The sequence below is a fragment of the Ruegeria sp. N11 genome, assembly GCF_056531525.1.
Window position 1 is genome coordinate 1 of sequence record NZ_JBQFLX010000024.1, and the last position, 26,276, is coordinate 26,276.

22 protein-coding genes are annotated in these 26,276 nt (G+C 58.7%); 4 read left to right on the plus strand and 18 right to left on the minus strand.

Annotated features, from left to right (window positions below):
* From ACR0J8_RS20530 to rpsL, 4 genes are all read right to left on the minus strand, one after another.
* On the minus strand, positions 1-91 hold a 91-nt coding region (locus ACR0J8_RS20530; protein ID WP_215675807.1), incomplete at its 3' end, for a GTP-binding protein.
* Between the two features lie 60 nt (positions 92-151).
* Entirely contained in the window at positions 152-2,269 is a 2,118-nt protein-coding gene (gene fusA, locus ACR0J8_RS20535) for an elongation factor G (RefSeq protein ID WP_480526885.1), read from the minus strand.
* An 18-nt stretch (positions 2,270-2,287) separates the two neighbouring features.
* A complete protein-coding gene (gene rpsG, locus ACR0J8_RS20540; protein ID WP_039529242.1) occupies positions 2,288-2,758 on the minus strand; it encodes a 30S ribosomal protein S7 in 471 nt (156 codons plus the stop codon).
* Positions 2,759-2,773: 15 nt separating this feature from the next.
* A complete protein-coding gene (gene rpsL, locus ACR0J8_RS20545; RefSeq protein ID WP_005621086.1) occupies positions 2,774-3,145 on the minus strand; it encodes a 30S ribosomal protein S12 in 372 nt (123 codons plus the stop codon).
* A 367-nt stretch (positions 3,146-3,512) separates the two neighbouring features.
* On the opposite strand from rpsL, the gene ACR0J8_RS20550 reads away from it, so the two are divergent.
* Positions 3,513-4,319: a putative rhamnosyl transferase gene (locus ACR0J8_RS20550; RefSeq protein ID WP_480526884.1), complete on the plus strand. Its 807-nt coding sequence runs from the start codon at positions 3,513-3,515 to the stop codon at positions 4,317-4,319.
* Here ACR0J8_RS20550 and ACR0J8_RS20555 read toward each other — a convergent pair.
* The 6 genes from ACR0J8_RS20555 to rplJ all read right to left on the minus strand — a co-directional run bounded on the left by ACR0J8_RS20555 (position 4,304) and on the right by rplJ (position 16,045).
* The gene (locus tag ACR0J8_RS20555) at positions 4,304-5,173 is read right to left on the minus strand and encodes a DMT family transporter (protein ID WP_480526882.1); all 870 of its coding nucleotides are present in this window, start codon (positions 5,171-5,173) and stop codon (positions 4,304-4,306) included. The two genes, ACR0J8_RS20550 and ACR0J8_RS20555, sit on opposite strands and share 16 nt — an antisense overlap.
* Before the next feature lie 233 nt (positions 5,174-5,406).
* Positions 5,407-6,186, minus strand: a complete 780-nt coding sequence (locus ACR0J8_RS20560; RefSeq protein WP_480526880.1) for a methyltransferase domain-containing protein — start codon at positions 6,184-6,186, stop codon at positions 5,407-5,409.
* A 203-nt stretch (positions 6,187-6,389) separates the two neighbouring features.
* The gene (gene rpoC, locus ACR0J8_RS20565; RefSeq protein ID WP_170678407.1) at positions 6,390-10,631 is read right to left on the minus strand and encodes a DNA-directed RNA polymerase subunit beta'; all 4,242 of its coding nucleotides are present in this window, start codon (positions 10,629-10,631) and stop codon (positions 6,390-6,392) included.
* A 50-nt stretch (positions 10,632-10,681) separates the two neighbouring features.
* Entirely contained in the window at positions 10,682-14,818 is a 4,137-nt protein-coding gene (gene rpoB, locus ACR0J8_RS20570; RefSeq protein WP_480526878.1) for a DNA-directed RNA polymerase subunit beta, read from the minus strand.
* A gap of 250 nt (positions 14,819-15,068) precedes the next feature.
* Positions 15,069-15,446 carry a 50S ribosomal protein L7/L12 gene (rplL, locus tag ACR0J8_RS20575; RefSeq protein ID WP_170613567.1) on the minus strand — a complete coding sequence of 126 codons (378 nt, stop codon included), beginning with the start codon at positions 15,444-15,446 and terminating at the stop codon, positions 15,069-15,071.
* A gap of 80 nt (positions 15,447-15,526) precedes the next feature.
* Positions 15,527-16,045 carry a 50S ribosomal protein L10 gene (gene rplJ / locus ACR0J8_RS20580; RefSeq protein WP_170613569.1) on the minus strand — a complete coding sequence of 173 codons (519 nt, stop codon included), beginning with the start codon at positions 16,043-16,045 and terminating at the stop codon, positions 15,527-15,529.
* Between the two features lie 423 nt (positions 16,046-16,468).
* Here rplJ and ACR0J8_RS20585 point away from each other — a divergent pair, with 423 nt between their 5' ends.
* A complete protein-coding gene (locus tag ACR0J8_RS20585) occupies positions 16,469-17,446 on the plus strand; it encodes a phosphotransferase family protein (protein ID WP_480526876.1) in 978 nt (325 codons plus the stop codon).
* 95 nt (positions 17,447-17,541) lie between these two features.
* Here the strand turns inward: ACR0J8_RS20585 and rplA are convergent, their stop codons facing one another.
* Positions 17,542-18,240, minus strand: a complete 699-nt coding sequence (gene rplA / locus ACR0J8_RS20590) for a 50S ribosomal protein L1 (RefSeq protein ID WP_170678416.1) — start codon at positions 18,238-18,240, stop codon at positions 17,542-17,544.
* Position 18,241: 1 nt separating this feature from the next.
* Positions 18,242-18,691 (minus strand): 50S ribosomal protein L11, encoded by a 450-nt coding sequence (gene rplK, locus ACR0J8_RS20595; protein ID WP_010440985.1) that lies wholly within the window; start codon positions 18,689-18,691, stop codon positions 18,242-18,244.
* A gap of 313 nt (positions 18,692-19,004) precedes the next feature.
* On the opposite strand from rplK, the gene ACR0J8_RS20600 reads away from it, so the two are divergent.
* Positions 19,005-19,865, plus strand: a complete 861-nt coding sequence (locus ACR0J8_RS20600; protein ID WP_480526874.1) for a hypothetical protein — start codon at positions 19,005-19,007, stop codon at positions 19,863-19,865.
* Entirely contained in the window at positions 19,862-20,626 is a 765-nt protein-coding gene (locus ACR0J8_RS20605) for a hypothetical protein (protein ID WP_480526873.1), read from the plus strand. The genes ACR0J8_RS20600 and ACR0J8_RS20605 overlap by 4 nt, the downstream gene beginning before the upstream one ends.
* 132 nt (positions 20,627-20,758) lie before the next feature.
* Here the strand turns inward: ACR0J8_RS20605 and nusG are convergent, their stop codons facing one another.
* From nusG to ccoG, 6 genes are all read right to left on the minus strand, one after another.
* Positions 20,759-21,292: a transcription termination/antitermination protein NusG gene (gene nusG, locus ACR0J8_RS20610; RefSeq protein WP_170407498.1), complete on the minus strand. Its 534-nt coding sequence runs from the start codon at positions 21,290-21,292 to the stop codon at positions 20,759-20,761.
* A gap of 201 nt (positions 21,293-21,493) precedes the next feature.
* Positions 21,494-21,691 (minus strand): preprotein translocase subunit SecE, encoded by a 198-nt coding sequence (secE, locus tag ACR0J8_RS20615; protein WP_050605011.1) that lies wholly within the window; start codon positions 21,689-21,691, stop codon positions 21,494-21,496.
* A 67-nt stretch (positions 21,692-21,758) separates the two neighbouring features.
* Positions 21,759-21,917 carry a cbb3-type cytochrome oxidase assembly protein CcoS gene (ccoS, locus tag ACR0J8_RS20620; protein ID WP_170613579.1) on the minus strand — a complete coding sequence of 53 codons (159 nt, stop codon included), beginning with the start codon at positions 21,915-21,917 and terminating at the stop codon, positions 21,759-21,761.
* A gap of 4 nt (positions 21,918-21,921) precedes the next feature.
* The gene (locus ACR0J8_RS20625; protein ID WP_480892034.1) at positions 21,922-24,099 is read right to left on the minus strand and encodes a heavy metal translocating P-type ATPase; all 2,178 of its coding nucleotides are present in this window, start codon (positions 24,097-24,099) and stop codon (positions 21,922-21,924) included.
* 4 nt (positions 24,100-24,103) lie between these two features.
* Complete coding sequence (locus tag ACR0J8_RS20630) at positions 24,104-24,562, minus strand: FixH family protein (protein WP_480526870.1); 459 nt, start codon at positions 24,560-24,562, stop codon at positions 24,104-24,106.
* Between the two features lie 2 nt (positions 24,563-24,564).
* Entirely contained in the window at positions 24,565-25,992 is a 1,428-nt protein-coding gene (gene ccoG, locus ACR0J8_RS20635; RefSeq protein WP_170678426.1) for a cytochrome c oxidase accessory protein CcoG, read from the minus strand.
* Positions 25,993-26,276 lie beyond the last annotated feature (284 nt).

Below are 26,276 nucleotides of genomic sequence, written 5' to 3' on the forward strand. Positions count from 1 at the left end.
CCGCCGTCAGCGTCGTCTTGCCGTGGTCAACGTGCCCAATCGTGCCGATGTTGACGTGCGGTTTTGTACGCTCAAACTTTTCCTTTGCCATGATGGCCTCCTTTTTCGGTAATGAAGGGAGCCCGTTACCCGAGCTCCCTCAAATCTTCGCTTATGCGTATTTCGCCTGGATCTCGTCCGAGATGTTTTGCGGAACCGGATCGTAGTGGTCGAACTGCATGGTGAACTGGGCACGGCCCGACGACATCGAACGCAGGGTGTTGATGTAGCCGAACATGTTCGCCAGCGGAACAAACGCGTCGATCGCGATTGCGTTGCCGCGCGGCTCTTGTCCAGACACCTGGCCACGACGCGAGGTCAGGTCACCGATGATACCGCCGGTGTATTCTTCCGGGGTGATCACTTCGACCTTCATGATCGGTTCCAGCAGTTTCGCGCCGGCTTTGCGCATGCCTTCACGCATACACATCCGCGATGCGATTTCGAACGCCAGAACGCTCGAGTCAACGTCGTGGAACTTACCGTCCAGCAGGGCAACCTTGAAGTCGATCACGGGGAAGCCAGCCAGCGGGCCGCTGTCCATGACCGAGTTGATGCCTTTTTCAACGCCGGGGATGTATTCCTTCGGAACGGCACCACCAACGATGCGGCTTTCGAACGAATAGCCTTCGCCCGCCTCAGTGGGCTGGATCTCCAGCTTGACTTCCGCGAACTGACCCGAACCACCCGACTGTTTCTTGTGGGTGTAGGTGTGCTCGACAGGCATCGAGATGGTTTCACGGTAAGCCACCTGCGGCGCACCGATGTTCGCCTCGACCTTGAACTCGCGCTTCAGGCGGTCCACCAGGATGTCCAGGTGAAGTTCGCCCATGCCCTTCATGATGGTCTGACCCGATTCCAGGTCGGTTTCCACGCGGAAGGACGGGTCTTCGGCGGCCAGACGGGCCAGACCCTGGGACATCTTCTCTTGGTCGCCCTTGGTTTTGGGCTCGACCGCGATCTCGATTACCGGATCGGGGAAGGTCATGGTTTCCAGAACCACCGGATCCTTCGCGTCACACAGGGTGTCACCGGTGGTGGTGTCTTTCAGACCCGCCAGCGCGATGATGTCGCCTGCAAACGCTTCTTCGATCTCTTCCCGGTTGTTCGAGTGCATCATCATCATACGACCGATGCGCTCTTTTTTGCCTTTGGTCGAGTTCAGGATCGAGTCGCCCTTGTTCATGACACCCGAATAGATCCGGGTGAAGGTCAGCGAACCGACGAAGGGGTCGTTCATGATTTTGAACGCCAGGCCCGAGAAGGCCATGTTGTCGTCGGCACGACGTGCGATGTTACGAACTTCTTCCTCGTCACCGGGTTTGAAGCCCATGTAATCGACAACGTCCAGCGGGCTGGGCAGATAATCGATCACAGCGTTGAGCAGCGGCTGAACGCCTTTGTTCTTGAACGCCGAACCGCCCAGAACCGGAACGAAGTGCAGCGCCAGCGTGCCCTTGCGCAGCAGTTTGCGCAGGGTCGGAACGTCGGGCTCTTCGCCTTCCAGGTAGGCCATCATCGCGTCGTCGTCTTCTTCGACGGCCGCTTCGATCATCTTGCCGCGCCATTCATCGGCCATGTCTTTCAGGCTGTCACGGATCGGGGCCTTGACCCAGCTTGCGCCAAGGTCTTCACCCTGCCACAGCCACTCTTCCATGGTGACCAGATCGATCAGGCCTTCCAGTTCGGACTCGGCGCCAATCGGAATACCAACCGGAACAGCGCGTGCGCCGGTGCGGTCTTCGATCATGCGAACGCAGTTGAAGAAGTCTGCGCCGATCTTGTCCATCTTGTTGACGAAAACCATACGCGGAACCTTGTAGCGGTCTGCCTGACGCCACACGGTTTCGGTCTGGGGCTCAACACCGGCGTTTGCGTCCAGAACGCAGACGGCACCGTCGAGAACCGCCAGCGAGCGTTCAACTTCGATTGTGAAGTCAACGTGGCCGGGGGTGTCGATGATGTTCAGGCGGTGCTTGGGGGTATCGGCGGTCTGACCGTCCTCGGTGCGCTCCCAAAAGGTAGTGGTCGCAGCCGAAGTGATGGTGATGCCGCGTTCCTGCTCCTGCTCCATCCAGTCCATGGTGGCTGCACCATCGTGCACCTCACCGATGTTGTGGGATTTACCAGTGTAATACAGGATACGCTCCGAGCAGGTGGTCTTACCTGCGTCGATGTGCGCCATGATACCGAAGTTGCGGTATAGTTCGAGCGGATATTCGCGTGCCATTTGGATAAGCCTCTGGGATTACCAACGGTAATGGCTGAAGGCTTTGTTCGCCTCGGCCATCTTGTGGGTGTCTTCGCGTTTCTTGACGGCAGTACCGCGGGACTGAACGGCGTCCAGCAGCTCGCCTGCAAGGCGCTCTTCCATGGTGTTTTCATTGCGGCCACGGGCGGCGGTGATCAGCCAGCGGATGGCCAGAGCTTCGCGGCGCTCGGGGCGCACTTCGACCGGAACCTGATAGGTTGCACCACCAACCCGGCGCGAGCGAACCTCGACCGACGGTTTGATGTTGTCGAGCGCTTCGTGGAACACTTCGACCGGGGCGCGCTTGATCTTGTTCTCAACGCGGTCAAATGCGTTGTAAACGATGCGCTCTGCGACCGACTTCTTGCCGTCGATCATCAGGTTGTTCATGAATTTGGTCAGTACCTTGTCGCCAAATTTGGCGTCAGGCAGGACTTCGCGTTTTTCGGCGGCGTGACGACGTGACATATCAGCCTCTCCTTCTTACTTGGGACGCTTCGCGCCGTATTTCGAACGGCGTTGCTTACGATCTTTGACGCCCTGAGTATCCAGAACACCGCGCAGGATGTGGTAACGCACACCGGGAAGGTCTTTCACACGGCCGCCACGGATCAGAACAACCGAGTGTTCCTGCAGGTTGTGGCTTTCACCGGGGATGTACGAGATGACCTCGAACCCGTTGGTCAGGCGCACCTTGGCAACCTTACGCATAGCCGAGTTCGGCTTCTTCGGTGTGGTGGTGTAAACACGTGTGCAGACGCCGCGTTTCTGCGGGCACTGCTCCAGGTGCATGGACTTCGAGCGTTTTACTTTCGGCTGCCGCGGCTTGCGGATCAGCTGTTGAATAGTTGGCATTCCGGTTTCTTCCCCGTTTTGCAACACACATGACATGCACGCGGTTGCGTGCGGTTAAACTTGCTGCACTCATGCGTCCACAAGCGCAAAACCCGCGAGCGTTCCCATTCCGAGGTGAACGTCGCGGTTTGTTATCAGAGGGCGCGAACTGCAAAATTGTCCGGGCCTTGACCAGTTCATTACTGAAATCGGTTATGGGGCGGCCCCCGGTACCGAGATGACGCGCGTAATAGGGGGAGTCGGCCCAAGTGTCAACAGTGCCCTGTCCAACCGGCTTTCGCGGCCGCGACAAAGGAGCGGTCTGCCGCTTGCGATGCACCTAATGCAGCGGCATAGTCCCGGCAAGACCCTAGCTTCCGGACATTCAATGCAAGTCATCGGCCTGTGCCGCTTTTCCTATCCAGCCCTCGGCGGTTTTCAGATCGAACACGAGACCGTGGAGGACAGGCGGCGTCATCTTTACAGTCCCAGGCGGCTGGAAGAACGGTTCAGGCTGTTCGAATCCAGCACCCTGCCTTGTTTTCACGAGCAGACCGATGAAGATTTCCAGCTTCTGATCGTGATCGGGGACTGCATGCCCACACAGGCCCGTGACCGGCTGCAAGACCTGACGGCCAACATTCGTCAGGTCCGGATCATCGAAAGAAAGCCTGCCCGACATCGCAGGGTCATGCAGGATATCCTGAACGCTGCACGTCAGGACCCGGACCAACCCTGCCTGCAGTTTCGCCATGATGACGATGACGCCGTTTCCGTCGACTTCGTCGAACGCCTTCGTCTTGCAGCGCAGGATTGCCGGGGACTTTTTGAAAACAACCCTGCGGTCGGCATTGATTTCAACAACGGATTTCTGGCCCGCATGGATGCGACAGGTATTCGGGCGTTGAATGTATACAGCGATCTCGTCACCGCCGGTTTGGGAATGCACGTTCAGGGCGGTTGCCCGCTGACGATCATGAATTTCGCCCACAACAAGATCGCTCGGCGCATGCCCGTTGTCAGCTATCCGGACGCGCCCATGTGGGTGCGTTCACTGAATCAGTTCAACGACTCGCCCCAGACCCGCAACAGCAAGGCCGGTCTGTCAGACCTAAGCCCCGAGCAGGAAGGCGAGTTCATTGCGCGATTTGCCATTGACCAAAACGTCGTTCGGCGGGTTCACTCCGCCGGTTGATGCGACCGCTCGCGGAACAGTGTGAACAGGCCCGCACCCACGACCAGAGCTGCGCCAAGCATCGTCACGGCATCCGGCCAGTCGCCGAAAACGGTCCACCCCAAGCCCAGGGCCCAGAGCAGGCTGGAATACCGGAAGGGCGCGACAAATCCGACCTCACCAACCCGCATCACCATGACGCTCAACAAATAACCCATCAGAACAAACACGGCGGCCGATGCAACCAGCAGGCCAGAGCCGGCCGTGACAGGCACCCATCCTTCAACGACCGAAGCAACCGCAGCCGCGGTCGTTATCGAAAACGATGTCGCCAGTGTCACAACCATCGACGGCACATCTGCCGACATACGCCGCGTGATCAGATCGCGCGCCGTGACCGAGGCAACAGCGATCAGCGCATAAAGCGCATAGATACTGAACCCGTCCGGGCCGGGACGGACGATCAGCAACATTCCAGCAAAGCCCATGGCGATCGCGGTAATTCGCCGCCAGCCGATATGCTCGGAAAAGAAAAGCGCGGCTCCAAGGGTGACCGTCAGCGGAAGCGCCTGCAGCACGGCAGTGACATTCGCCAGCGGCATATGCTTCAGCGCTGTCAGGAAAAAGAACGTTGCCGACAATTCGCTGAGACAGCGCAGCGCGACCAGCCACTTGTCATGGTGCGAGAAATTCAGGTGCAACGCCCCAAGATGCCGGGCGAGAATGAACACCAGACACGATGCCAGCAACCCGCGCAACGCAACCAGTTGAAACAGCGGCAAATCATCAAGCGCCACCTTCACCAGCGTGTCATTCACGGTAAACGCGGCCATGCTGCCCATCATCAGCAAGGCGCCTTTTAGGTTTGGGGTCATTTCAATCAGGCCCGGTCTCAAATCAATCGAAGCATTGGCGCTATTGGGACCAGTTTTGTCAACTCATACCAGTGACGGCGAAAGGTCATCGGGCTGCGTTGGCAACCAGGGTTCAGCATGCCCCCGCAGAGGCTTGAAAAACACACCAATTGATTACAGCCCAAAGTTGGAGCCCGCTTATCGACGTTTGTGTTCATGCGACGACCGCGCGCGCTCGCACTCAATTTCACGGTTCAGCTTGATTTCCGCGCCACGACAACAAACTGCGTAACCGAAAAGAAAAAGCGACCCTGCTCCGCAAGTCTGACTTGTTCGTCGAACCAAGCTTGTGCGACAGCTGACTCAATTTTTGCGCTGTTCACTACAAATTGTTTCATGAGATGCATCATCATGATAGCAATCCCATCCGGCTTTAACTGGTGATCCGTCATCGTGATCGATACGACATCCTCCACACTATGCCCGCTTTCCCTGATTAGGGCTGGCAGTCGTTCCGGAACTGTTCCACTGGCGAAGTGTTCGTTCCAGATGGAAAGCACAAGCTGCATTCTTTCCGGTTCATCGCTGAACCAAATGAGACTGCCGAAATGAAGATCGCTGATCACAAACCGCCCTGCAGGTTTGAGGCAACGCATCGCCTCGCCGAAGGCCGCCCCTATATCTTCAACATACTCAAATACTTGAACAGAAACAGCTTTATCAGAGAATTCATCCGCTAGTGGCAGATCGCCGGCAACACCTTCAAGAAACTCAACGCAGGAGTAATCCAGGCATCTGTTCTTTCCGACCGCCAGCATATCTTTACTTGGATCTACGCCCACGATCCGACCTGACGGGCCAACTGCGCGCGCGAGCTCTGCGGTCAGCAGTCCATTTCCGCAACCAATATCCAAGATGGTCTCGCCCGGACTTGGATTGAGAGCATCAAAAGAAGCCCGTCTTCTTCGAATAATGTCGGCACCCTGATAGGCAACGTCCAGTATCTTGGCCGTTTCCCGGTCAAACTTGAGCATTTTCGCCCCCAGCATCAAGTCTTAAGCTTACCACATTGCAGCGCGGCCTTATAGAATATCTGCAAGACCACCCAAAACTTAGAAAAATTTTGCCAGCGCCAAAGCCCGACGCGTTCTTGAGTCTTAAGAAAATGGCGGTGGTGGCCTCACAAAAAAAAGGCCCCGCGATTTCGCGGGGCCTGATCTTTAGCATTTTATGGCGCTCACTCGCGGCTTTCCGGTGTTTCCACCAGCACGTCCAGCTCGTCGCCAACCATGTCGTCGTCGATCATCGGCGCAGCCAGGGCAGCGGCCGCTTCGGCCTCTTCCCGGCGGGCTTCGATCACGACGTTGTCGCGCGACTGGGCAACCTGACGCACTGCCTGGGTGGCTCCACCTGTACCGGCCGGGATCAGGCGGCCGACGATGACGTTCTCTTTCAGGCCAACCAGCTTGTCCTTCTTGCCCTGAACCGAGGCTTCGGTCAGCACGCGGGTGGTTTCCTGGAACGACGCCGCCGAGATGAACGAACGCGTCTGCAGCGAGGCCTTGGTGATCCCCAAGAGGATCGGCTCGCCCTGTGCCGGACGACCACCGCGGGCGATAGTCTTCTCGTTCGCCGCGTCGAACTCCTGCTTGTCGACATGCTCGCCCTTCAGCAGGGTGGTGTCGCCTGAATCCAGGATCTCCCACTTCTGCAGCATCTGGCGCACGATAACCTCGATGTGCTTGTCGTTGATCTTCACGCCCTGCAGACGGTAAACGTCCTGCACTTCGTCGATCATGTAGTTCGCCAGTGCTTCGACACCCATGATGGACAGGATGTCATGCGGTGCCGGGTTACCGTCCATGATGTAGTCACCTTTCTGGACGAAGTCACCTTCCACAACCGGGATGTGCTTGCCCTTGGGCACCATGTACTCGATCGGTTCCAGTGACTCATCAGCCGGTTCGATGCTGATGCGGCGCTTGTTCTTGTAGTCGCGTCCAAAGCGCACGTAACCATCGGCTTCTGCGATGATCGCGTGATCTTTCGGACGACGGGCTTCGAACAGTTCGGCCACACGCGGCAGACCACCGGTGATGTCCTTGGTCTTGGCGCCTTCACGCGGGATACGCGCAACGACGTCACCGGCTTCGATCTTCTGACCGTCTTCGACCGACAGGATCGCATCCACCGACATCGGATAGTGAACCGGGTTGCCCGCATCGTTGCGGACCGGCTCGCCATCTTCACCGACCAGAATGATCTCGGGCTTGAGGTCGCTGCCTTTGGGGGCCGCGCGCCAGTCGATCACGATCTTCTGGGTCATGCCGGTTGCTTCGTCGGTCTCGTCGCGGACGGCAAGGCCCGAAACCAGATCGACGTATTTCGCGGTACCGGCTTTCTCGGCGATGATCGGCAGGGTGTACGGGTCCCACTCGAACAGTTTGTCGCCACGGGCCACCTTGGTGCCGTCCTTGACGAACAGCTTCGAACCGTAGCCCAGTTTGAAGCTGGCACGCTCTTCGCCATGTTCGTCGTTGATCACCAGCTTCATGTTCCGGCCCATGACCAGGCTTTCACCTGCGGCATTGATCAGAATCTGCGGGTTCTCAAATGTGACAACACCTTCCTGGTTTGCTTCCTGGAACGACTGCTGGCCACCTTGCGCAACACCACCGATGTGGAAGGTCCGCATCGTCAGCTGCGTACCGGGTTCACCGATGGACTGGGCAGCGATGATGCCGACAGCTTCGCCAGTGTTCACCATGGTGCCGCGCGCCAGGTCACGACCATAGCAGGTAGCACAAACGCCTTCCTCGGACTCACAGGTCAGAGGCGAGCGGATGCGGGTCGACTGAACGCCGGCCTCATCAATGGTGTCGGCCATGCGTTCATCGATCAGCTGACCAGCAGCCACGATCACTTCGTCCGTACCCGGACGCAGGATGTCGTCAGCAGCCACTCGGCCCAGAATACGCTCGGCCAGCGAGGCGACAACCTCACCATCGTTGACGGCTGCTTCGGCAGTGATCGCGCGGTCGGTGCCGCAATCGATCTCGCGCACGATGCAGTCCTGCGCCACGTCCACCAGACGACGGGTCAGGTAACCCGAGTTCGCCGTCTTCAGAGCGGTATCCGACAGACCCTTACGGGCACCGTGGGTCGAGTTGAAGTATTCAAGAACGGTCAGACCTTCCTTGAAGTTCGAGATGATCGGCGTCTCGATGATGTCACCGTTCGGCTTGGCCATCAGGCCGCGCATACCGCCCAGTTGTTTCATCTGAGTGACCGAGCCACGCGCGCCCGAGTGGGCCATCATGTAGACCGAGTTCGGCTCCATGTCCGACCCGTCTTCGGCCTTGGCGACGTCCGAGATGGTGCTCATCATCGCCTCGGTGACGCGGTCGTTACACTTCGACCAGGCATCGACAACCTTGTTGTACTTTTCGCCCTGAGTGATCAGGCCGTCCATGTACTGCTGTTCAAAGTCTTTCACCTGGTTGCGGGTGTCATCAACGATGCCCCACTTGTCGTTCGGAATGACCATGTCGTCCTTGCCAAACGAGATGCCCGCCTTGAACGCTTCCTTGAAGCCCATCGACATGATCTGGTCACAGAAAATGACCGACTCTTTCTGACCGCAGTAACGGTAGACGGTGTCGATCACCTGCTGCACTTCTTTCTTCCGTAGCAGGCGGTTGACCAGCTCGAACGGCGCTTTGTTGTTCATCGGCAGCAAGGCACCCAGACGCAGACGGCCCGGTGTGGTTTCATAGCGCTTCTGAACTTCGTTGCCCTCGTCGTCGATCTGCGTGATCCGCGCGGTGATTTTCGAGTGCAGATGCACTTCACCCGCGTCCAGCGCATGCTGAACCTCGTCGATCGAACCAAAGACCTTGCCTTCGCCCGGCATGCCTTCGCGTTCCAGAGTCACATAGTAGAGACCTAGGATCATGTCCTGCGACGGAACGATGATCGGTGCGCCGTTTGCAGGCGACAGAACGTTGTTCGTCGACATCATCAGAACACGGGCTTCCAGCTGGGCCTCAAGGCTCAGCGGAACGTGAACCGCCATCTGGTCACCGTCGAAGTCGGCGTTAAAGGCCGAACAGACCAGCGGGTGAAGCTGGATGGCTTTACCTTCGATCAGGACCGGCTCGAACGCCTGAATGCCAAGACGGTGCAGCGTCGGCGCACGGTTCAGCATGACAGGGTGTTCGCGGATCACTTCGTCGAGGATATCCCACACTTCGGGACGCTCTTTCTCGACCAGTTTCTTCGCCTGTTTCACGGTCGAAGACAGACCCTTGGCTTCAAGGCGCGAGTAGATGAACGGCTTGAACAGTTCCAGCGCCATCTTCTTGGGCAGACCACACTGGTGCAGCTTGAGTTCCGGGCCAGTCACAATGACTGAACGGCCTGAGAAGTCGACGCGCTTACCCAGAAGGTTCTGACGGAAGCGGCCCTGCTTACCTTTCAGCATGTCCGACAGCGATTTCAGCGGACGCTTGTTGGCGCCGGTGATCACGCGACCACGACGGCCGTTGTCGAACAGAGCATCAACGGATTCCTGCAGCATCCGCTTTTCGTTGCGGACGATGATGTCAGGTGCACGCAGTTCGATCAGACGCTTCAGACGGTTGTTCCGGTTGATGACGCGGCGATACAGGTCATTCAGATCCGAAGTCGCAAAGCGGCCACCATCCAGCGGAACCAGCGGACGCAATTCCGGCGGGATGACCGGGATCACGGTCATGACCATCCACTCGGGGCGGTTACCCGACTCGAGGAAAGATTCAACAACCTTCAGACGTTTGATGATCTTCTTGGGCTTCAATTCGCCGGTTGCTTCAGCCAGATCAGCGCGCAGCTGCTCGGCTTCGGCTTCCAGATCGATCTGGGCCAGCATCTCACGAATGGCTTCGGCACCGATATTCGCGGTGAACGCGTCCATGCCATAGGCATCCTGCGCATCCATGTACTCTTCTTCAGTCAGCATCTGGCCGTAGGTCAGGTCGGTCAGACCGGGCTCGATGACGACGTAGTTTTCAAAGTACAGAACGCGTTCCAGATCGCGCAGCGTCATGTCCAGCATCAGACCAATGCGGGACGGCAGCGATTTCAGGAACCAGATATGTGCGACGGGTGCGGCCAGTTCGATATGACCCATACGCTCGCGGCGGACTTTCTGCAGGGTGACTTCCACACCGCATTTCTCGCAGACAACGCCGCGATACTTCATCCGCTTATATTTGCCGCACAGACATTCGTAATCTTTGATCGGGCCAAAGATACGCGCGCAGAACAGACCGTCACGCTCGGGCTTGAACGTCCGGTAGTTGATGGTTTCGGGTTTCTTGATCTCGCCATAGGACCAAGACAGGATCCGCTCGGGCGACGCCAACGAGACCTTGATCTCGTCGAAAACCTTCGGGGGCGTCAGCGGGTTGAACGGGTTGTTGGTGATTTCCTGGTTCATTTGTTACCTCAAATCTTGCGGAAGGGGGGACGGGAGAAGGGGCAGCGCCCTTACTCCTCAACCTCCGCATCCAGGAGTTCCATATTCAGGCCGAGGCCACGAACTTCTTTCACCAGAACGTTGAACGATTCCGGTACGCCCGCTTCAAAGTTATCCTCGCCCTTGACGATCGACTCATAGACCTTGGTCCGGCCGGCGACGTCATCCGATTTCACGGTGAGCATCTCCTGCAGGGTGTAGGCGGCGCCGTAAGCTTCCAGAGCCCAGACCTCCATCTCACCAAAGCGCTGACCACCGAACTGCGCCTTACCACCCAGCGGCTGCTGGGTAACCAGGCTGTACGGCCCGGTCGAACGCGCGTGGATTTTGTCGTCCACAAGGTGATGCAGTTTCAGCAGGTACTTAATGCCCACGGTCACCGGACGTGCAAATTGCTCACCGGTGCGACCGTCGAACAGAACCGACTGACCGCTTTCCGAGAAGCCCGCACGCACTAGCGCGTCGTTGACGTCAGCCTCTTTGGCACCGTCGAAGACCGGGGTTGCGATCGGAACACCGCGGGTCACGTTGCCCGCAGCCTCGATCAGACCATCCTCGTCCAGACCGGTGATGCCTTCCTCGTAGACATTCTCGCCATAGGCCAGCTTCATCGCTTCACGCACCGGGGTCAGATCGCCGGAACGGCGGTATTCACCCAGAGCGTCGTCGATGTTCAGACCCAGACCGCGCGCGGCCCAACCCATATGGGTTTCAAGGATCTGACCAACGTTCATACGCGAAGGCACGCCCAGCGGGTTCAGACAGAAGTCAACCGGCGTACCATCGGCCAGGAACGGCATGTCTTCCATCGGAACAACCTTGGAGATCACACCCTTGTTCCCGTGACGACCGGCCATCTTATCGCCCGGCTGAAGCTTACGCTTCACGGCAATGAAGACTTTGACCATCTTCATCACACCCGGCGGCAGGTCATCGCCACGACGGACCTTTTCGACCTTATCCTCGAAACGGGCGTCCAGAGCACGCTTTTGCACTTCGTACTGCTCGTTCAGAGCCTCAACGATTTGTGCGTCCTGCTCGCCTTCCAGCGCCAGCTGCCACCACTGACCACGGGTCAGGGTTTCCAGCAGATCCTCGGTGATCGCCGAGCCTGGCTTGACGCCTTTCGGGCCTTTGACAGCGGTTTTACCCAGGATCAGGCCCTGCAGACGCGCATAGATGTTTCGGTCAAGGATCGCCAGCTCGTCGTCCCGGTCACGGGCCAGACGTTCGACTTCCTCACGCTCGATCTGCAGCGCACGTTCGTCTTTCTCGACACCGTGACGGTTGAAGACGCGGACCTCAACGACCGTACCGTAATCGCCCGGCTTCACGCGCAGCGAGGTGTCGCGCACGTCAGATGCTTTCTCACCAAAGATGGCGCGCAGCAGCTTTTCTTCCGGGGTCATCGGGCTTTCGCCCTTCGGAGTGATCTTGCCAACCAGAATATCGCCCGGCTCAACATCCGCACCGATGTAAACGATGCCCGCCTCGTCGAGGTTGCGCAGCGCTTCTTCACCGACGTTCGGGATGTCGCGGGTGATCTCTTCCGGGCCCAGCTTGGTGTCACGGGCGGCGACTTCAAACTCCTCGATATGGACCGAGGTAAAGACGTCATCACGCGCGATACGTTCCGAGATCAGGATCGAGTCTTCGTAGTTGTAACCGTTCCACGGCATGAACGCGACGACCACGTTCTTACCAAGGGCCAGTTCACCCATATCGGTCGACGGACCATCGGCAATGACCTCGCCCTTCTGGACGGTGTCACCCACCTTGATCAGCGGACGCTGGTTGATGCAGGTGTTCTGGTTCGAACGCTGGAATTTGCGCAGACGATAGATGTCAACGCCAGCGTCGCCCAGTTCCAGATCCTCGGTAGCACGGATCACGATACGCTGGGCATCGACCTGGTCGATGATACCGGCGCGCTTCGCCTGGATCGCAGCACCCGAGTCGATCGCAACCTTTTCCTCGATCCCGGTACCGACCAGCGGCGCCTCGGCCCGCAGCAGCGGAACCGCCTGACGTTGCATGTTCGAGCCCATCAGAGCGCGGTTGGCGTCGTCATTTTCAAGGAACGGGATCAGCGATGCAGCGACCGAGACCAGCTGCTTCGGCGACACGTCGATCAGGTCCACATTCTCGCGCGGAGCAAGCGTGTAGTCACCGGCCTGACGGGTCGAAACCAGATCGTTGATGAACTTGCCGTTCTCATCCAGCGTCGCGTTCGCCTGCGCCACGGTGTGACGCATTTCCTCGGTCGCAGACATGTAGTGAACCTCATCGGTCACCTCGGCGTCTTTGACGACGCGGTACGGTGTTTCGATGAAGCCATACTTGTTCACGCGGGCGAAGGTGGCCAGCGAGTTGATCAGACCGATGTTCGGACCTTCCGGCGTTTCAATCGGGCACATCCGGCCATAGTGGGTCGGGTGTACGTCACGAACCTCAAAGCCCGCACGCTCACGCGTCAGACCACCGGGGCCAAGCGCCGAGAGACGGCGTTTGTGGGTGACTTCCGACAGCGGGTTGGTCTGGTCCATGAACTGCGACAGCTGCGACGAGCCGAAGAATTCACGAACAGCAGCCGCAGCCGGTTTCGCGTTGATCAGGTCTTGCGGCATGACGGTGTCAATCTCGACCGACGACATACGCTCTTTGATCGCGCGCTCCATGCGCAGCAGACCGACGCGGTACTGGTTTTCCATCAGTTCGCCGACCGAACGCACACGACGGTTGCCGAGGTGGTCGATATCGTCCACGTCGCCCTTGCCGTCACGCAGTTCAACCAGCGCCTTGATGCAGGCCACGATATCTTCGCGGCGCAGGGTGCGCAGGGTGTCCGGCGCGTCCAGTGCCAGACGCATGTTCATCTTCACACGGCCAACGGCGGACAGGTCATAACGCTCGCTGTCGAAGAACAGGGTGTCGAATAGTGCCGACGCAGCTTCGACGGTGGGCGGCTCGCCCGGGCGCATGACACGGTAAATGTCCATAAGCGCGCTTTCGCGACCCATGTTCTTGTCCTGCGCCATAGTGTTGCGCATGTAGGGGCCGACGTTGACGTTGTCGATGTCCAGAACCGGGATGTCTTTGAAGCCCGCATCCAGCAGTTCCTTGACGGTACCGCCAATCAGGTCGCCGTCCTTGTCGTATTCCAGGGTCAGTTCATCACCGGCTTCGACATAGATCGCACCGGTTTCTTCGTTGATGATGTCCTTGGCGACGAATTTGCCAACGATATGATCGAAGGGAACCAGCAGGTCGGTGACGGCGCCCTCGTCAATCAGTTTCTTGACCGCGCGCGGCGTGACCTTCTTGCCCGCTTCGGCAATCACCTCACCGGATTTCGCGTCGATCAGGTCATAGGTCGGACGGGTGCCACGTACACGCTCGGGGAAGAACGGCGCGATCCAGCCCTTTTTCTTGTCCAGCTTATAGGACACGGTGTTGTAATACGCGTCCATGATCGCTTCCTGATCCAGACCCAGCGCATACAGCAGGGTTGTCACAGGCAGTTTGCGACGGCGGTCGATACGGGCGAACACGATGTCCTTGGCGTCGAACTCGAAGTCCAGCCAGCTGCCGCGATACGGGATGATGCGGCAGGCAAACAGAAGCTTGCCCGAGGAGTGGGTCTTGCCCTTGTCATGGTCGAAGAACACACCGGGCGAACGGTGCATCTGGGACACGATCACACGCTCGGTACCGTTCACGATGAAGGTCCCGTTCGGCGTCATCAGGGGCATGTCGCCCATGAACACGTCCTGTTCCTTGATGTCCTTGACCGACTTGGCGCCAGTGTCCTCGTCGACATCAAACACGATCAGGCGCAGGGTTACCTTCAGCGGAGCGCTGTAGGTCATGTCGCGCTGCATGCACTCTTCGACGTCGTATTTGGGTTTTTCCAGATCGTATTTCACGAACTCCAGAACGGAGGTTTCGTTGAAATCCTTGATCGGGAAAACCGACTGGAACACACCTTTGATGCCTTCGCCGTCTGTGGGCTGTTCTGCATCGCCGGAGCGCAAGAAAAGATCATAAGAAGATTTCTGGACCTCAATGAGGTTCGGCATCTCCAGCACTTCGCGGATTTTGCCGTAATATTTACGAAGACGTTTCTGGCCAAGGAACGTTTGAGCCATGTCAGATGTCACCTTTCGATGTTCTCAGCGGGCAAAGACACCGTCGGGCCCCGGCATCTTGCACATTCGAGACGACACGTCCGGATCAATTCATGGCCACCGTCCCGAAGGCGGCCTCCCGATCCGAAAACCGTGTCTTAGAAAACGCCCCAACCCATGAGGCCCTTTCTAAGACAGGTTCGGCTGGACCCGGATTTCTCCGGACCCAGCCAAATTTTCAGGCGCATCAGCGACGCACCAGACAAAGGGCTTAGGCCAGTTCGACCTCTGCGCCAGCTGCTTCCAGCTTGCCTTTGACTTCCTCGGCTTCGTCTTTCGACACGCCTTCTTTGATCTTGCCGCCGGCTTCGACCAGTTCCTTGGCTTCTTTCAGGCCCAGACCGGTGATGCCGCGAACTTCTTTGATCACGTTGATTTTCGAAGCGCCGGCGTTCTTCAGAACGACGTCGAATTCGGTTTTTTCTTCCTCAGCTGCGCCACCGGCGGCGTCGCCACCAGCTGCCATGACAACTGCGCCGCCTGCTGCGGGCTCGATGCCGTACTCGTCTTTGAGGATGGTTTTCAGTTCTTGTGCTTCCAGCAGGGTCAGACCCACGATGCTTTCTGCGAGTGCTTTCAGATCAGCCATTGTATTAGCTCTTTCCGTTTTACAGTGTGTGTTCCAACGTCAGGGCAAATGCCCCACGCAGATCATTCAGTGCCAACCGCTTACGCAGCTTCCGCCTTCTCTTCGATGGTGGAAAGGATGCTTGCGATGTTGCTTGCAGGTGCGCCAATCGCGCCGGCGATGTTCGAAGCAGGTGCGCCAATGCAGCCCACGATCGAAGCAATAAGCTCCTCACGCGACGGCATTTTCGAAACGGCTTCAACGCCTTTGCGGTCCAGAGCGTTCTCGCCCATTGCACCGCCGAGGATTTCAAAATTCTTGTTATCCTTGGCGAAGTCCTCGGCCACCTTGGCTGCTGCCACGGGGTCCTCGGAATAGGTCAGAACGGTCATCCCTGTCAGCAGGTCGGCCATGCTTGCACACGGCTTACCCTCAAGGGCGATTTTGGCGAGCCTGTTCTTGGCAACACGCACGGAGCCACCCGCGTCACGAGCACGTGCGCGAAGGTCCTGCATCTCGGCAACTGTCAGACCGGCGTAGTGCGAAACCACTACGACGCCAGAGCTTTCGAAGATTTGGCCGAGTTCCTCGACCACTTTCTCTTTCTGGGCTCTATCCACAGTTCTCTCCAAGTTAGGGATGTCAGACATCCCGGCTCATATTTGCCGCGGCTTGCGCCCCGGCGTTCAGGTCCGTTGTTACGGGATTGGCCAAAACTCGCCCGAGGGTGGGACCCTCAGAATTCTTTGGTCTTACCCGTCTCAGGCAGGGAATTAAGGAACCGTATGGCCCCACCCACCGTCTTGGACGAAACAAAATAAAGCGCACGACGAATCGCACGCTTTACTTCGTAGCCTTACTTAGGGCAGACACGCTCGGTTTCCAAGAGGTAAATTGCACGAAAAACGGGTTTCGCGGGCTGTGGCGTCATCGGTTCTGACACGGATAAATCGCGCCAACCACTCATTGACACCAAGGACGCGCTGCGGTCCTGTCAAAGTCTATGGCCCCGATCCCGATCCGAACTGGCGCGCGTCCTTAAAATGCTGATCCTTTCTCAACAAGAGCGCGACCGGACATCCCAATATCTGCATCAGCTTTCCCGAAGCGGTACGATCGACCCCATCCGCGAACATTCCTGTATCTACCGGTCTCATGATTTCCCCGAAACACGGCTTGTTCTCAAGCTTGAAACCCAAGGGGCGATGTACGCGCCGAAGGCCAACACCCAAGCCCCCATAACCGACCGGCTGCGCAAGGAGTATAATTTACTCTGTCAGCTTGCCGAATACTTCGACGACAAGAAGACGTCGCAGGTTGTGCGTCCGATCTACCTCTCCTCCGCAGGTGACTTCATGGTCACCGAATACATCAAACGCCCCACCGCCGTCGATCTGATCTACAACAGCCCCGACAACGATCAGGTCGCCCAGGTCTATCGCCGCGCCGGAGCAAGGCTGAACGATCTGCACGGGTTTCGCCCGCCAAAAGACTATGGGTTCCGGCCCAAATGGATGACCGACAGCATCCGGGACCTGTCGGAAAACCTGCCCGCCAATCTTGCCGGCACAAGTCAGCGAATGATCAACACGATGCTGGCCGAGGCCGCGCGCCTGAAAGGGGCGCCGGATATTCAGGTGTTCGCGCATGGCGATTTTCACGGTCTCAACCTGATCATGGGGCAAGGGAAAACCATCGGGCTGGATTTCACCGAGGCACGCGAAAAGCTGGCCGTATACGACATCGTCGACTTCCTGAAGGCCGACATATTCCGCGACAGTCAGCCGTCAGATGTGGATCGCAGCGGCATCCTGAAACGAAACAAGGACATGTTCTTCCGCCAGTACCGCCATCCAATCATTATGGACATTCTGGATTTCTGCATTCGCGGACGCCTGCTCAAGGACTGGCTGTTTCTCAGCCAGCCAAGCCATGTTTGCAGCGAATTCGAAGACCACCGGCGCACCCGGCTGGAGATACGACTTAAACAGGCATTCAACCTGCCCCGAAGTTCAGGTTGATCCGGCATCTACTGGAATTCAAGCGATCCAAAAACGAAAGAACCCGGGTGGCTGGAACCACCCGGGTCATTTTGTGCTTTTGCAGAGGCTGAGGCTTATTCGCCCGAAGCCTGCGCAACATCAACAGTCACGCCCGGGCCCATGGTCGAGCTCAGCGCGATTTTCTTCATGTAGGTGCCTTTGGCGCCCGACGGCTTGGCTTTGGCAACAGCCGAGACAAATGCGCGGACGTTTTCGACCAGCTTGGCTTCGTCGAACGACGCTTTGCCAACACCGGCGTGCACAACGCCGCCTTTTTCCGCCTTGAACTGAACTTCACCGCCCTTGGCTGCTTCCACGGCTGCTTTCACGTCCATGGTCACGGTGCCGACCTTGGGGTTCGGCATCAGGTTGCGGGGGCCCAGAACCTTACCCAGACGGCCAACGATCGGCATCATGTCCGGGGTTGCGATGCAACGGTCGAAATCGATGGTGCCGCCCTGAATGGTTTCCATCAGGTCTTCTGCACCGACGATATCTGCGCCTGCCTCTTTCGCTTCGTCAGCCTTGGGGCCGCGTGCGAACACAGCAACGCGCATGTCTTTGCCGGTGCCGTTCGGCAGGCCGACAACGCCGCGCACCATCTGGTCTGCGTGACGGGTGTCAACGCCCAGGTTCAGAGCGATTTCGATGGTCTCGTCGAATTTCGAGGTAGCATTGCCTTTGACCAGGGCAACGGCTTCTTCGACCGACAGGTTTTCCTTGCCGGCGACAGCTTCGCGCGCAGCGCGGGTACGTTTACCGAGTTTTGCCATCTTATTTCACCTCGATGCCCATGGAGCGGGCCGAGCCCAGGATGATCTGCATTGCGCCTTCGACGTCGTTGGCGTTCAGATCTTTCATTTTGGCTTCGGCGATTTCACGAACCTGCTTCGAGGTCACGGTTGCCACGGTCTCACGACCGGGATTTTCCGCGCCGCGGGGACGGTTACGCTTGCCAACCGGCTTAAGGCCAGCCGCTTTTTTCAGGTAGTAAGACGCGGGTGGCGTCTTGATGTCCATGGTGAAGGACTTGTCCTGATAATAGGTGATCACGGTCGGGCACGGAGCGCCGGGCTCCATGTCTGCGGTCTTGGCGTTGAACGCCTTACAGAATTCCATGATGTTGATGCCGCGCTGACCCAGCGCCGGACCAACTGGCGGCGACGGGTTCGCCTGACCTGCAGGAACCTGCAGCTTCATTGTACCAGCAAGCTTCTTGGCCATTTGGTTTTCCTTTCAACTTAGGTGAAACGCGTCTCACCCAGATTATGTTGCGTGGTCCGATCCGGGATCGCGATCCCTGCAATCTCCCACGAGAGAATCTCGCCCGAAGACGATAGAGGCGGCATGTACAGCGGAACGGAGGGGTTGGCAAGTGGCTGGCACCCTATTCCCAAGTGACCCAGTTGTATACCGGTCGGGCTTCGGTGAGGCCAGGGAACTGACGGAACAAAATGATTTTATTGAATACATAAGTTGCGTCGGAGACGCAGGTGGGTATCTTGGTGAAACTTGGACACAAAAGAGGTGGTCAGGGATGGGATCATCTCGGCTGAACAAGGGATTACTGATCTGCGTTCTTTTTGCCATGCTGCCGGGCTGTGGCAGCAGGGCTCAGGATCAGGGCGAAGGGTCTGGATCGGCAACCCAAACCGACGGCACCAACAGCACAGCTTCCTTCGGCGCAACAGGGATCGACCCTGCCAGTTACGCCGGTCGGTTTCAGATCAAGTTCACCAAGGAAGTCCCCGTTCGCGACATTCCGGTGCCTTTCACGGTCTACAGCGGCCTGGAAGAAGCCAGCCCTACCCGCTTGCGGTTGAGGGCGTTCATGGACTTGCGTGGCTTGCAGGAAAAGGCCCCCCAGATACTGACGGGCCCGCTTGAAGAAAGCTGCAAGCGCCAAATCTACCTCGAGATCCGGGATGTCACCGCCAATGATGACACCGTCAGGGTCGAAGGCTCGGCACGTGCACGATTTACAACCTGCAACCGGCGCCAGGAACCGGGCTTTCGTTATTTCGGGGGAACCGTGGACGCGGTTGCGGTCGCCAAGGCAGAGGTGAAAGGCCAGTGCCTTACATTCAGTATCGAAGACGTTGATCTGAACCCGCGCGGGTTCATCGGCGCTGTCTCAAACCTCTTCGGCCTGACCAGCCGCATTAATGAAGCCGTCCTTGAAAAGGGTGGCGAGTTTTTGGCTGCCAACCCGGTCTGTCCGCCCTTGCCCGAGGAATTCACGGTTCTCGACCCGAATTACGAATCCGGAGGCACGCGCGAGATTGCGCCCGGCGGGCTGGGCGCAGCCATCACCGGATCGGCTGATGTCAGCGCAGAGACCATCGTCAAAGTCCTTGGTGGGCTGCAGGACCTTGGCGTATTGGAGTTTGCCAAATGAGACGTTGGTTGGTTTTCCCGGCCCTGATGGCCGCTGCGCTGGGTGCCCAATCATCCAGCGCACAGGAAGTGACTTTTGTCATCGATGCAACCCAGCAGGTCCGGGAAACGGAACTGCCATACAAGCTTGATCTGAGCCTGAGCGCTGTTGCGCCCACTCGGATCGGGGTGGGCGCCCTTCTCGATCTGCGCGAAATCCAGAAAACGGTGCCCGAGCGATTGGCGGACAATGCCATAATCGACAACTGTGGTCTGCAAGTGCGCCTGGACGATTTGAGCCTGCAAGCACTGGACGATGCGATCGATCTGGATGGAGACGTGACCATCACGATTTTCGAATGCAGCCGGACGAGTGAACGCGACTTTCAGCGGGGTGAACAGAAAAGGGCAATCCAAGCGAACATGGCCACCGAAGCGACCGTCGAACTGCGTGACAATTGTGCCTACTTCAAACTCATCGATCTGACGCTTGCGGCCCCGGAAGAACAGCGCGAACAGCTTCTGGAGGACGACACGCTCGAGTCTGCCAAGGAACTTATGCTGGCCGCTGTTGACCTTGTATTGAACGAAACCCCCTTGTGCCCGGAATTACCCCCCGAACTCGCGTCCCTTGACCCCACTTACGACAATGGCGGTCCAAAGGAGATCGGAGAGGGTGGGCTTGGTGTTTTTCTGGAAGGATCGGTGGATGTCAGCCCTTCGACCATTCTCGACATTCTGACGGTTCTTCAGGAACAACAACTGATCCCCGGCCGACCATAACCGAAAAGCGCTTTCATTGCCGGGGAAGTAACCTGCAGTTTTTGCCTGGGCCTGATTCACTGGCCCGGCACAACAAAAAAGCGCCACGTTGCCCAGGGCATCGCGGCGCTTCGAAACGCGTTGGCGAGCTTGTCAGCTCTGCTTGGTCACCTGCGTGAAGTCCAGCTCGACCGGGGTTTCCCGGCCAAAGATCGAGACCGAGACCTTCAGCTTCTGGTTCTCGTCGTCCACGCCTTCGACCATGCCGTCGAAATCCTCGAACGGGCCATCGTTGACCTTAACCTTTTCGCCGATCTCGAAAGTGATCATCAGCTTGGGCGCTTCTTCACCTTCCTGAACACGGTTCAGAATCTGGTTCACCTCGGCGTCGCGCATCGGCATCGGGCGGCCCTGCGGACCCAGGAAACCGGTGACGCGGTTGATCGAGTTGACCAGGTGATAGCCCTGATCTGACATTTCCATATGCACCAGCACATAGCCGGGCATGAAGCGGCGCTCGGTCGTAACCTTCTTGCCCCGGCGCACTTCGATCACCTCTTCGGTGGGCACCAGAACTTCGTCGATATCGTCCTCAAGGCCCTGCTCGGCCACCGACGTGCGGATCTGCTCTGCGATCTTCTTTTCGAAATTCGAAAGAACGCTGACCGAGTACCACCGTTTCGCCATGAACCTGCCGTCCTTGTTTGCCTTAGGTCGCATCCGCACATCCGGATGTACCGTCATTGAAATTCTGTCACGAGACCCGGAACAAAAAGCGGCGCGCAGCCCGAATCGCCGCACGCCCATTCCGGATAGTTCCGCGTGAACTACTCTGACATTGCGCGCGGCGCAAGGGGGCAGCCGCGTTTCCGCACTGCCCGTCCCGTCTTAGCTGAACGCGCCTAGAATCAACTGCAGCCCGCCGCGAATGCCCAGATCCACCAGCGCAAAGAACACGGCCGTCAGCGCCGCCATGATGAACACCATGACCGTGGTCAACAGCACCTCGCGCCGGGTCGGCCAGACGACCTTGGATACTTCGGCACGGACCTGCTGGATGAACTGGATCGGGTTTGTGGTGGCCATGAGGCTTTGTCTCTCTGCTAGCGGATGCGCCCGACATAGCCGGGCATTGCGGCAATTTCAAGGGCGGTTAGGGCTTGGGCTTGTCGTCCCATTCGTCGCTCAGAATCCGCCGGGCATCGCCTTCGGGATCGTCGTACTGGTTCGACCGCACGGTATAGACAAAGGCTACAAGACCGACACCGCCCAAAAGCAGCGAAATCGGAATGAGATAGGCCAGAACTTCCATCAGATCACCTCAGCCGCAAAGCGTTCAGGGACACGGTGATGGACGAGGTCGACATCGCCAGCGCCGCGATCAGTGGCGTCGCCAGCCCGGCCACCGCCAGGGGCACCGCGATGACATTATACACGGTTGCGATCTGGAAGTTTTCACGAATCCGTCTGGTCGCTTTTGTGGCCGTGTCGCAGGCATCGGCGATGGGCGACAAGTCGTTGCCCAACAGCACGATATCCGAGGCAACCCGCGCCGCATCCAGCGCCGAGGCGGGCGAGATCGACACATGCGCCGCCGCAAGGGCGGCGGTATCGTTCAGGCCATCCCCCACCATCAGAACCTTTTTCCCGTTGTCGCGCAGGTCCTGAACACGCTGCGCCTTGTCCTGTGGCAGCGCTTCGGCCACCCAGTTTGCGATACCCAGATTTCCAGCCAGCTTTTCCACTGCAGCCCGTGTATCGCCTGAAATCAGGATCACATCCTTGCCCGCTTTCCTGAACGCCTCAACCGCGCTGGCCGCGCCCGGTCGCAGAGCGTCCGCGAACACGAACGGCACGGGTTTACAGCTCCCGACCGCAAGCCATGCTGACGTCTGGGTGCCGGGTTCGGCTCCGACCCAATTCGCCCGGCCCAGCCGAACGCGCTGTCCTTTATGTTCGCCTTCGGTGCCAAAACCTGGCACTTCGACCACAGCGTCAAGGCAGGCCGGCCTGATACCCGCGTCACGCGCCGCTTTGGCCAGCGCGACGGAAAGCGGATGCGCCGACGCCTCGGCCAGCGCCAGCGCAACTTCCAGATCGGAACGGGTATGATCCGCCAGATTGGTCAGTTCAGGCGCACCCGATGTCAGCGTGCCGGTCTTGTCGAAGACAACAGTGTCCACCTCGGCCAGACGCTCCAGCGCTGTGGCGTGCTTGATCAGCATTCCCTTGCGGAACAGCCGCCCCGATGCCGCCGTCGTCACCGCAGGCACCGCCAGCCCCAGCGCACAGGGGCAGGTGATGATCAGAACCGCCGCCGCGATGTTCAGTGCGGTGCGGATATCGCCGGAATAGATGTACCAGCCCAGAAAACTGAGCGCCGACAGGATGTGAACCCCCGGCGCATACAGCTTGGCCGCCTTGTCCGCCAGCGACGTGTATCGTAAGCGCCCCGATTCAGCGATGGCCACCAGATCGGCCATCCGGTGCAGCGAGGTGTCCTCGCCCACCGCTGTCGCCCGGATCGTCAGCGGACCGGTCAGATTGACCTCGCCCGCGCTGACAGTCAGCCCGGCTTCGGCAAAAACCGGCAGGGTTTCCCCGGTCAGCAACGAGCGGTCAAGTTCCGACCGGCCCGAAACGATCTCTCCGTCCACGGGCATACGGCCACCGGGCCGAACGAGGATCAGGTCACCGACGGCCAGCGTCGCGACGGCCACTTCCTCTTCCGTGCCGTCGACCAGCCGGATGGCGCGCGGCACCTCAAGCGCCGTCAGTTCCTCGGCCGCGGACCGGGCAGCGGCGCGCGTGCGATAATCCAGATACCGTCCGGCCAGCAGGAAGAATGTCAGCGTCAGCGCAGCGTCGAAATAGGCATGTTTGCCGCTCAGCGCAGTTTCCCAAAGCGAGGTGATCAGCGCCAGCAGGATGGCCAGCACGATCGGAACATCCATGTTCAGACGGCGCACGCGCAGGGCGCTCCAGGCATTGGCGAAGAACGGCTGCGCCGAAAAGGCGATGGCAGGCAACGCAATGGCCGCCGAAATCCAGTGGAACATGTCGCGCGTCGCGTCCGTGGCCCCGGACCAGACGGAAACCGACAGCAGCATCACGTTCATCGACGCAAACCCGGCCACCGCCAGCCGCATCAGCAAATCCCGGCCCGCCTTGTCCGTCTGCGTGGGCGACAGCGCACCAGTGTCCAGCTCATGCGCCTCAAAACCTGCCTGTTCCAGCACCGGGATCAGATCGGCGGCGCGGATGTCAGGCGCGGCCTTAATCATCGCCCGTTTCAGGGTCAGGTTGACCCGCGCATCCTCGACGCCCGGATGCGCGTTCAGTTCCCGCTCGACCGTCGAGATGCAGGCCGAACAGTGAATGCCCGGCAAGGACAGGGCGATCTGGATATCCTCGGGAAACGGACGGGCAGGCTCGGCCGGGGCCGCGACGCAGCCGGGACAGGCCATGGTTCCGGGTGAGGGTTGCGCCGTCATCAGCCTAGCCTTTGACGTAAAGCGGAATACGCTGCGAGAAGGTCGCCCCTTCGCCATCCTTGGCGACAAGCCGGATGTTCCAGTTGCCCTCGCCAAGGGTCGCCGGGGTGGAATATGCGGTTCCGTCAAACACAAAGTCGGGGGTGAAATCCTCGCGCACATGGGTCGCCCGCCCCACAACGGCCTGCAATTGATCGACCCTGACCGGCGCGCCTTGCGCGTCGTTGATGTGCAGGATCAACAAGCCGCCCTTGGTCTCGGCCCGCACGTCCCAACCCAGCGCCTGCTGTTCCTGCAGACGCTCGTTGAACTCCTGGCTGGCGACATACGAGTTTTTGACCTCGAGCCCGGGAAAGGTTTTGACCGCACTGTAGGCCAGTACAAGATTAACACCGATGATCACGCCGAAGGCGGCGACAAACACGGCCAGCGCGTGCTTTCCGGTAAACTGTCGTTCTGCCATTCTCAGTTCCCTCGTCCGTTGAACGTGGTGTCCTTGTACGCGCGTTCACCGCTGATCAGATCCTCGACCCAGATACGAACCGGCGTCGCGTCGGTGTTGGCTGGGTCGGTGTCCTTCAGGGCGGTGATGTAAACGCGGCTCAATTGTGCCGTATCCGCGCTGACATTCACAGTGTCTATGATCGTGCCTTCAATCTCCAGCCGCATGGCCGGGTCTCCGGTAAGGGACAGTTTAAACAACCGATCCTCGCCATGTTTGTTGCGCAGACGCACGTCATAGGTATTGCGGATCGTGCCGTCTGACAGGGTGACAAAGGTCGGATTGCGTACCGGCGCCACGGTCAGGTCGATGTCGGAACGGATGAACAGGGCAAACAACAGGCCGAACCCAACCAGCGCCCACAGCGCGGTGTACATGATCGTGCGCGGGCGCAGGATGTGCTTCCAAACATTCTTGGCCGGCTGGCCCGAGCGTTCATGCGCCTCGTCGCTCAGCGCCATATAATCGATCAGGCCGCGCGGCTTGCCGATTTTGGCCATCATGTCATCACAGGCATCGATGCACAGGGCACAGGTGATGCACTCCAATTGCTGACCGTCGCGGATGTCGATGCCAACCGGGCAGACATTCACGCAAGCCATGCAGTCGATACAATCGCCCAATTCCGTGTCAGCGGTCCGCTTGCCCTTGCCGCGCGGCTCGCCCCGCCATTCGCGGTAGCCGACGACCAGCGTGTCTTCATCCATCATTGCCGCCTGAATACGGGGCCAGGGACAGGCGTAAATGCAGATCTGTTCACGGGCAAACCCGCCGAACAGAAAAGTCGTGCCGGTCAGGATCAACATGGTTGTGTAGGCGATCGGATGCGCGTTGCCCGTCACCAGATCGCGCGCCAGTGTCGGTGCATCCGCGAAATAAAAGATCCAGGCTCCGCCGGTGGCCAGTCCGATCAGAAACCACGCCCCCCATTTCGTCGCCCGCAGGCGGGCCTTGCGGAAATCCAGTTTCTTCTGCCGATGCAGCCGCAAACGTGCGTTCCGATCGCCCTCGATCCAACGCTCGACCAGAATGAACAGGTCGGTCCAAACCGTCTGCGGACAGGCATATCCGCACCAGACCCGGCCCAGGGCCGAGGTGAACAGGAACAGTCCAAGCCCTGCCATGATCAGCAAGCCGGCGACAAAATAGAACTCGTGCGGCCAGATTTCGATCCAGAAGAAATAGAATCGCCGGTTCGCAAGATCCAGCAACACGGCCTGATCCGGCAGGCTGGGACCCCGGTCCCATCTGAACCATGGGGTGATGTAGTAAATCCCCAGGGTCACAGCCATGATGATCCATTTCAGGTTACGGAATGGACCCGACACACGCCGCGGGAAAATCGGCTCACGTGCTGCATAAAGGCTGGGGGCAGGGTCGGAATCGCTCACGGGCTGGCTCCACGTCTGGCTTTGATCAGGCGTCTTTTCCCAGATCATGCGCTGACCAACTTTGACATGTGTCAAATGCGCATCGGGCAGACACCTTTTGTCACACCTAGCACATTTTCGGTCGGTTTCAGCGAAGAAAGGATAGGCCGCAAAGCGGAAAACCGGCAGGTTAATCGGTGACATCCGACGAAGATGGCCACACCGGAAACTGGACCCGGGCAGGTCCTGGTTCTATTCTCGGGAATGTCGGCACCGGCTGTTCAGGAAACGCGCGAACAGATGGA

Coding starts and splice junctions, on each gene's coding strand:
- fusA (WP_480526885.1), bottom strand. CDS start 2,269: ATGGCACGCGAATATCCGCTCGAACTATACCGCAACTTCGGTATCATG.
- rpsG (WP_039529242.1), bottom strand. CDS start 2,758: ATGTCACGTCGTCACGCCGCCGAAAAACGCGAAGTCCTGCCTGACGCC.
- rpsL (WP_005621086.1), bottom strand. CDS start 3,145: ATGCCAACTATTCAACAGCTGATCCGCAAGCCGCGGCAGCCGAAAGTA.
- ACR0J8_RS20550 (WP_480526884.1), top strand. CDS start 3,513: ATGCAAGTCATCGGCCTGTGCCGCTTTTCCTATCCAGCCCTCGGCGGT.
- ACR0J8_RS20555 (WP_480526882.1), bottom strand. CDS start 5,173: ATGACCCCAAACCTAAAAGGCGCCTTGCTGATGATGGGCAGCATGGCC.
- ACR0J8_RS20560 (WP_480526880.1), bottom strand. CDS start 6,186: ATGCTCAAGTTTGACCGGGAAACGGCCAAGATACTGGACGTTGCCTAT.
- rpoC (WP_170678407.1), bottom strand. CDS start 10,631: ATGAACCAGGAAATCACCAACAACCCGTTCAACCCGCTGACGCCCCCG.
- rpoB (WP_480526878.1), bottom strand. CDS start 14,818: ATGGCTCAAACGTTCCTTGGCCAGAAACGTCTTCGTAAATATTACGGC.
- rplL (WP_170613567.1), bottom strand. CDS start 15,446: ATGGCTGATCTGAAAGCACTCGCAGAAAGCATCGTGGGTCTGACCCTG.
- ACR0J8_RS20585 (WP_480526876.1), top strand. CDS start 16,469: ATGCTGATCCTTTCTCAACAAGAGCGCGACCGGACATCCCAATATCTG.
- rplA (WP_170678416.1), bottom strand. CDS start 18,240: ATGGCAAAACTCGGTAAACGTACCCGCGCTGCGCGCGAAGCTGTCGCC.
- rplK (WP_010440985.1), bottom strand. CDS start 18,691: ATGGCCAAGAAGCTTGCTGGTACAATGAAGCTGCAGGTTCCTGCAGGT.
- ACR0J8_RS20600 (WP_480526874.1), top strand. CDS start 19,005: ATGGGATCATCTCGGCTGAACAAGGGATTACTGATCTGCGTTCTTTTT.
- ACR0J8_RS20605 (WP_480526873.1), top strand. CDS start 19,862: ATGAGACGTTGGTTGGTTTTCCCGGCCCTGATGGCCGCTGCGCTGGGT.
- nusG (WP_170407498.1), bottom strand. CDS start 21,292: ATGGCGAAACGGTGGTACTCGGTCAGCGTTCTTTCGAATTTCGAAAAG.
- secE (WP_050605011.1), bottom strand. CDS start 21,691: ATGGCCACCACAAACCCGATCCAGTTCATCCAGCAGGTCCGTGCCGAA.
- ccoS (WP_170613579.1), bottom strand. CDS start 21,917: ATGGAAGTTCTGGCCTATCTCATTCCGATTTCGCTGCTTTTGGGCGGT.
- ACR0J8_RS20625 (WP_480892034.1), bottom strand. CDS start 24,099: ATGACGGCGCAACCCTCACCCGGAACCATGGCCTGTCCCGGCTGCGTC.
- ACR0J8_RS20630 (WP_480526870.1), bottom strand. CDS start 24,562: ATGGCAGAACGACAGTTTACCGGAAAGCACGCGCTGGCCGTGTTTGTC.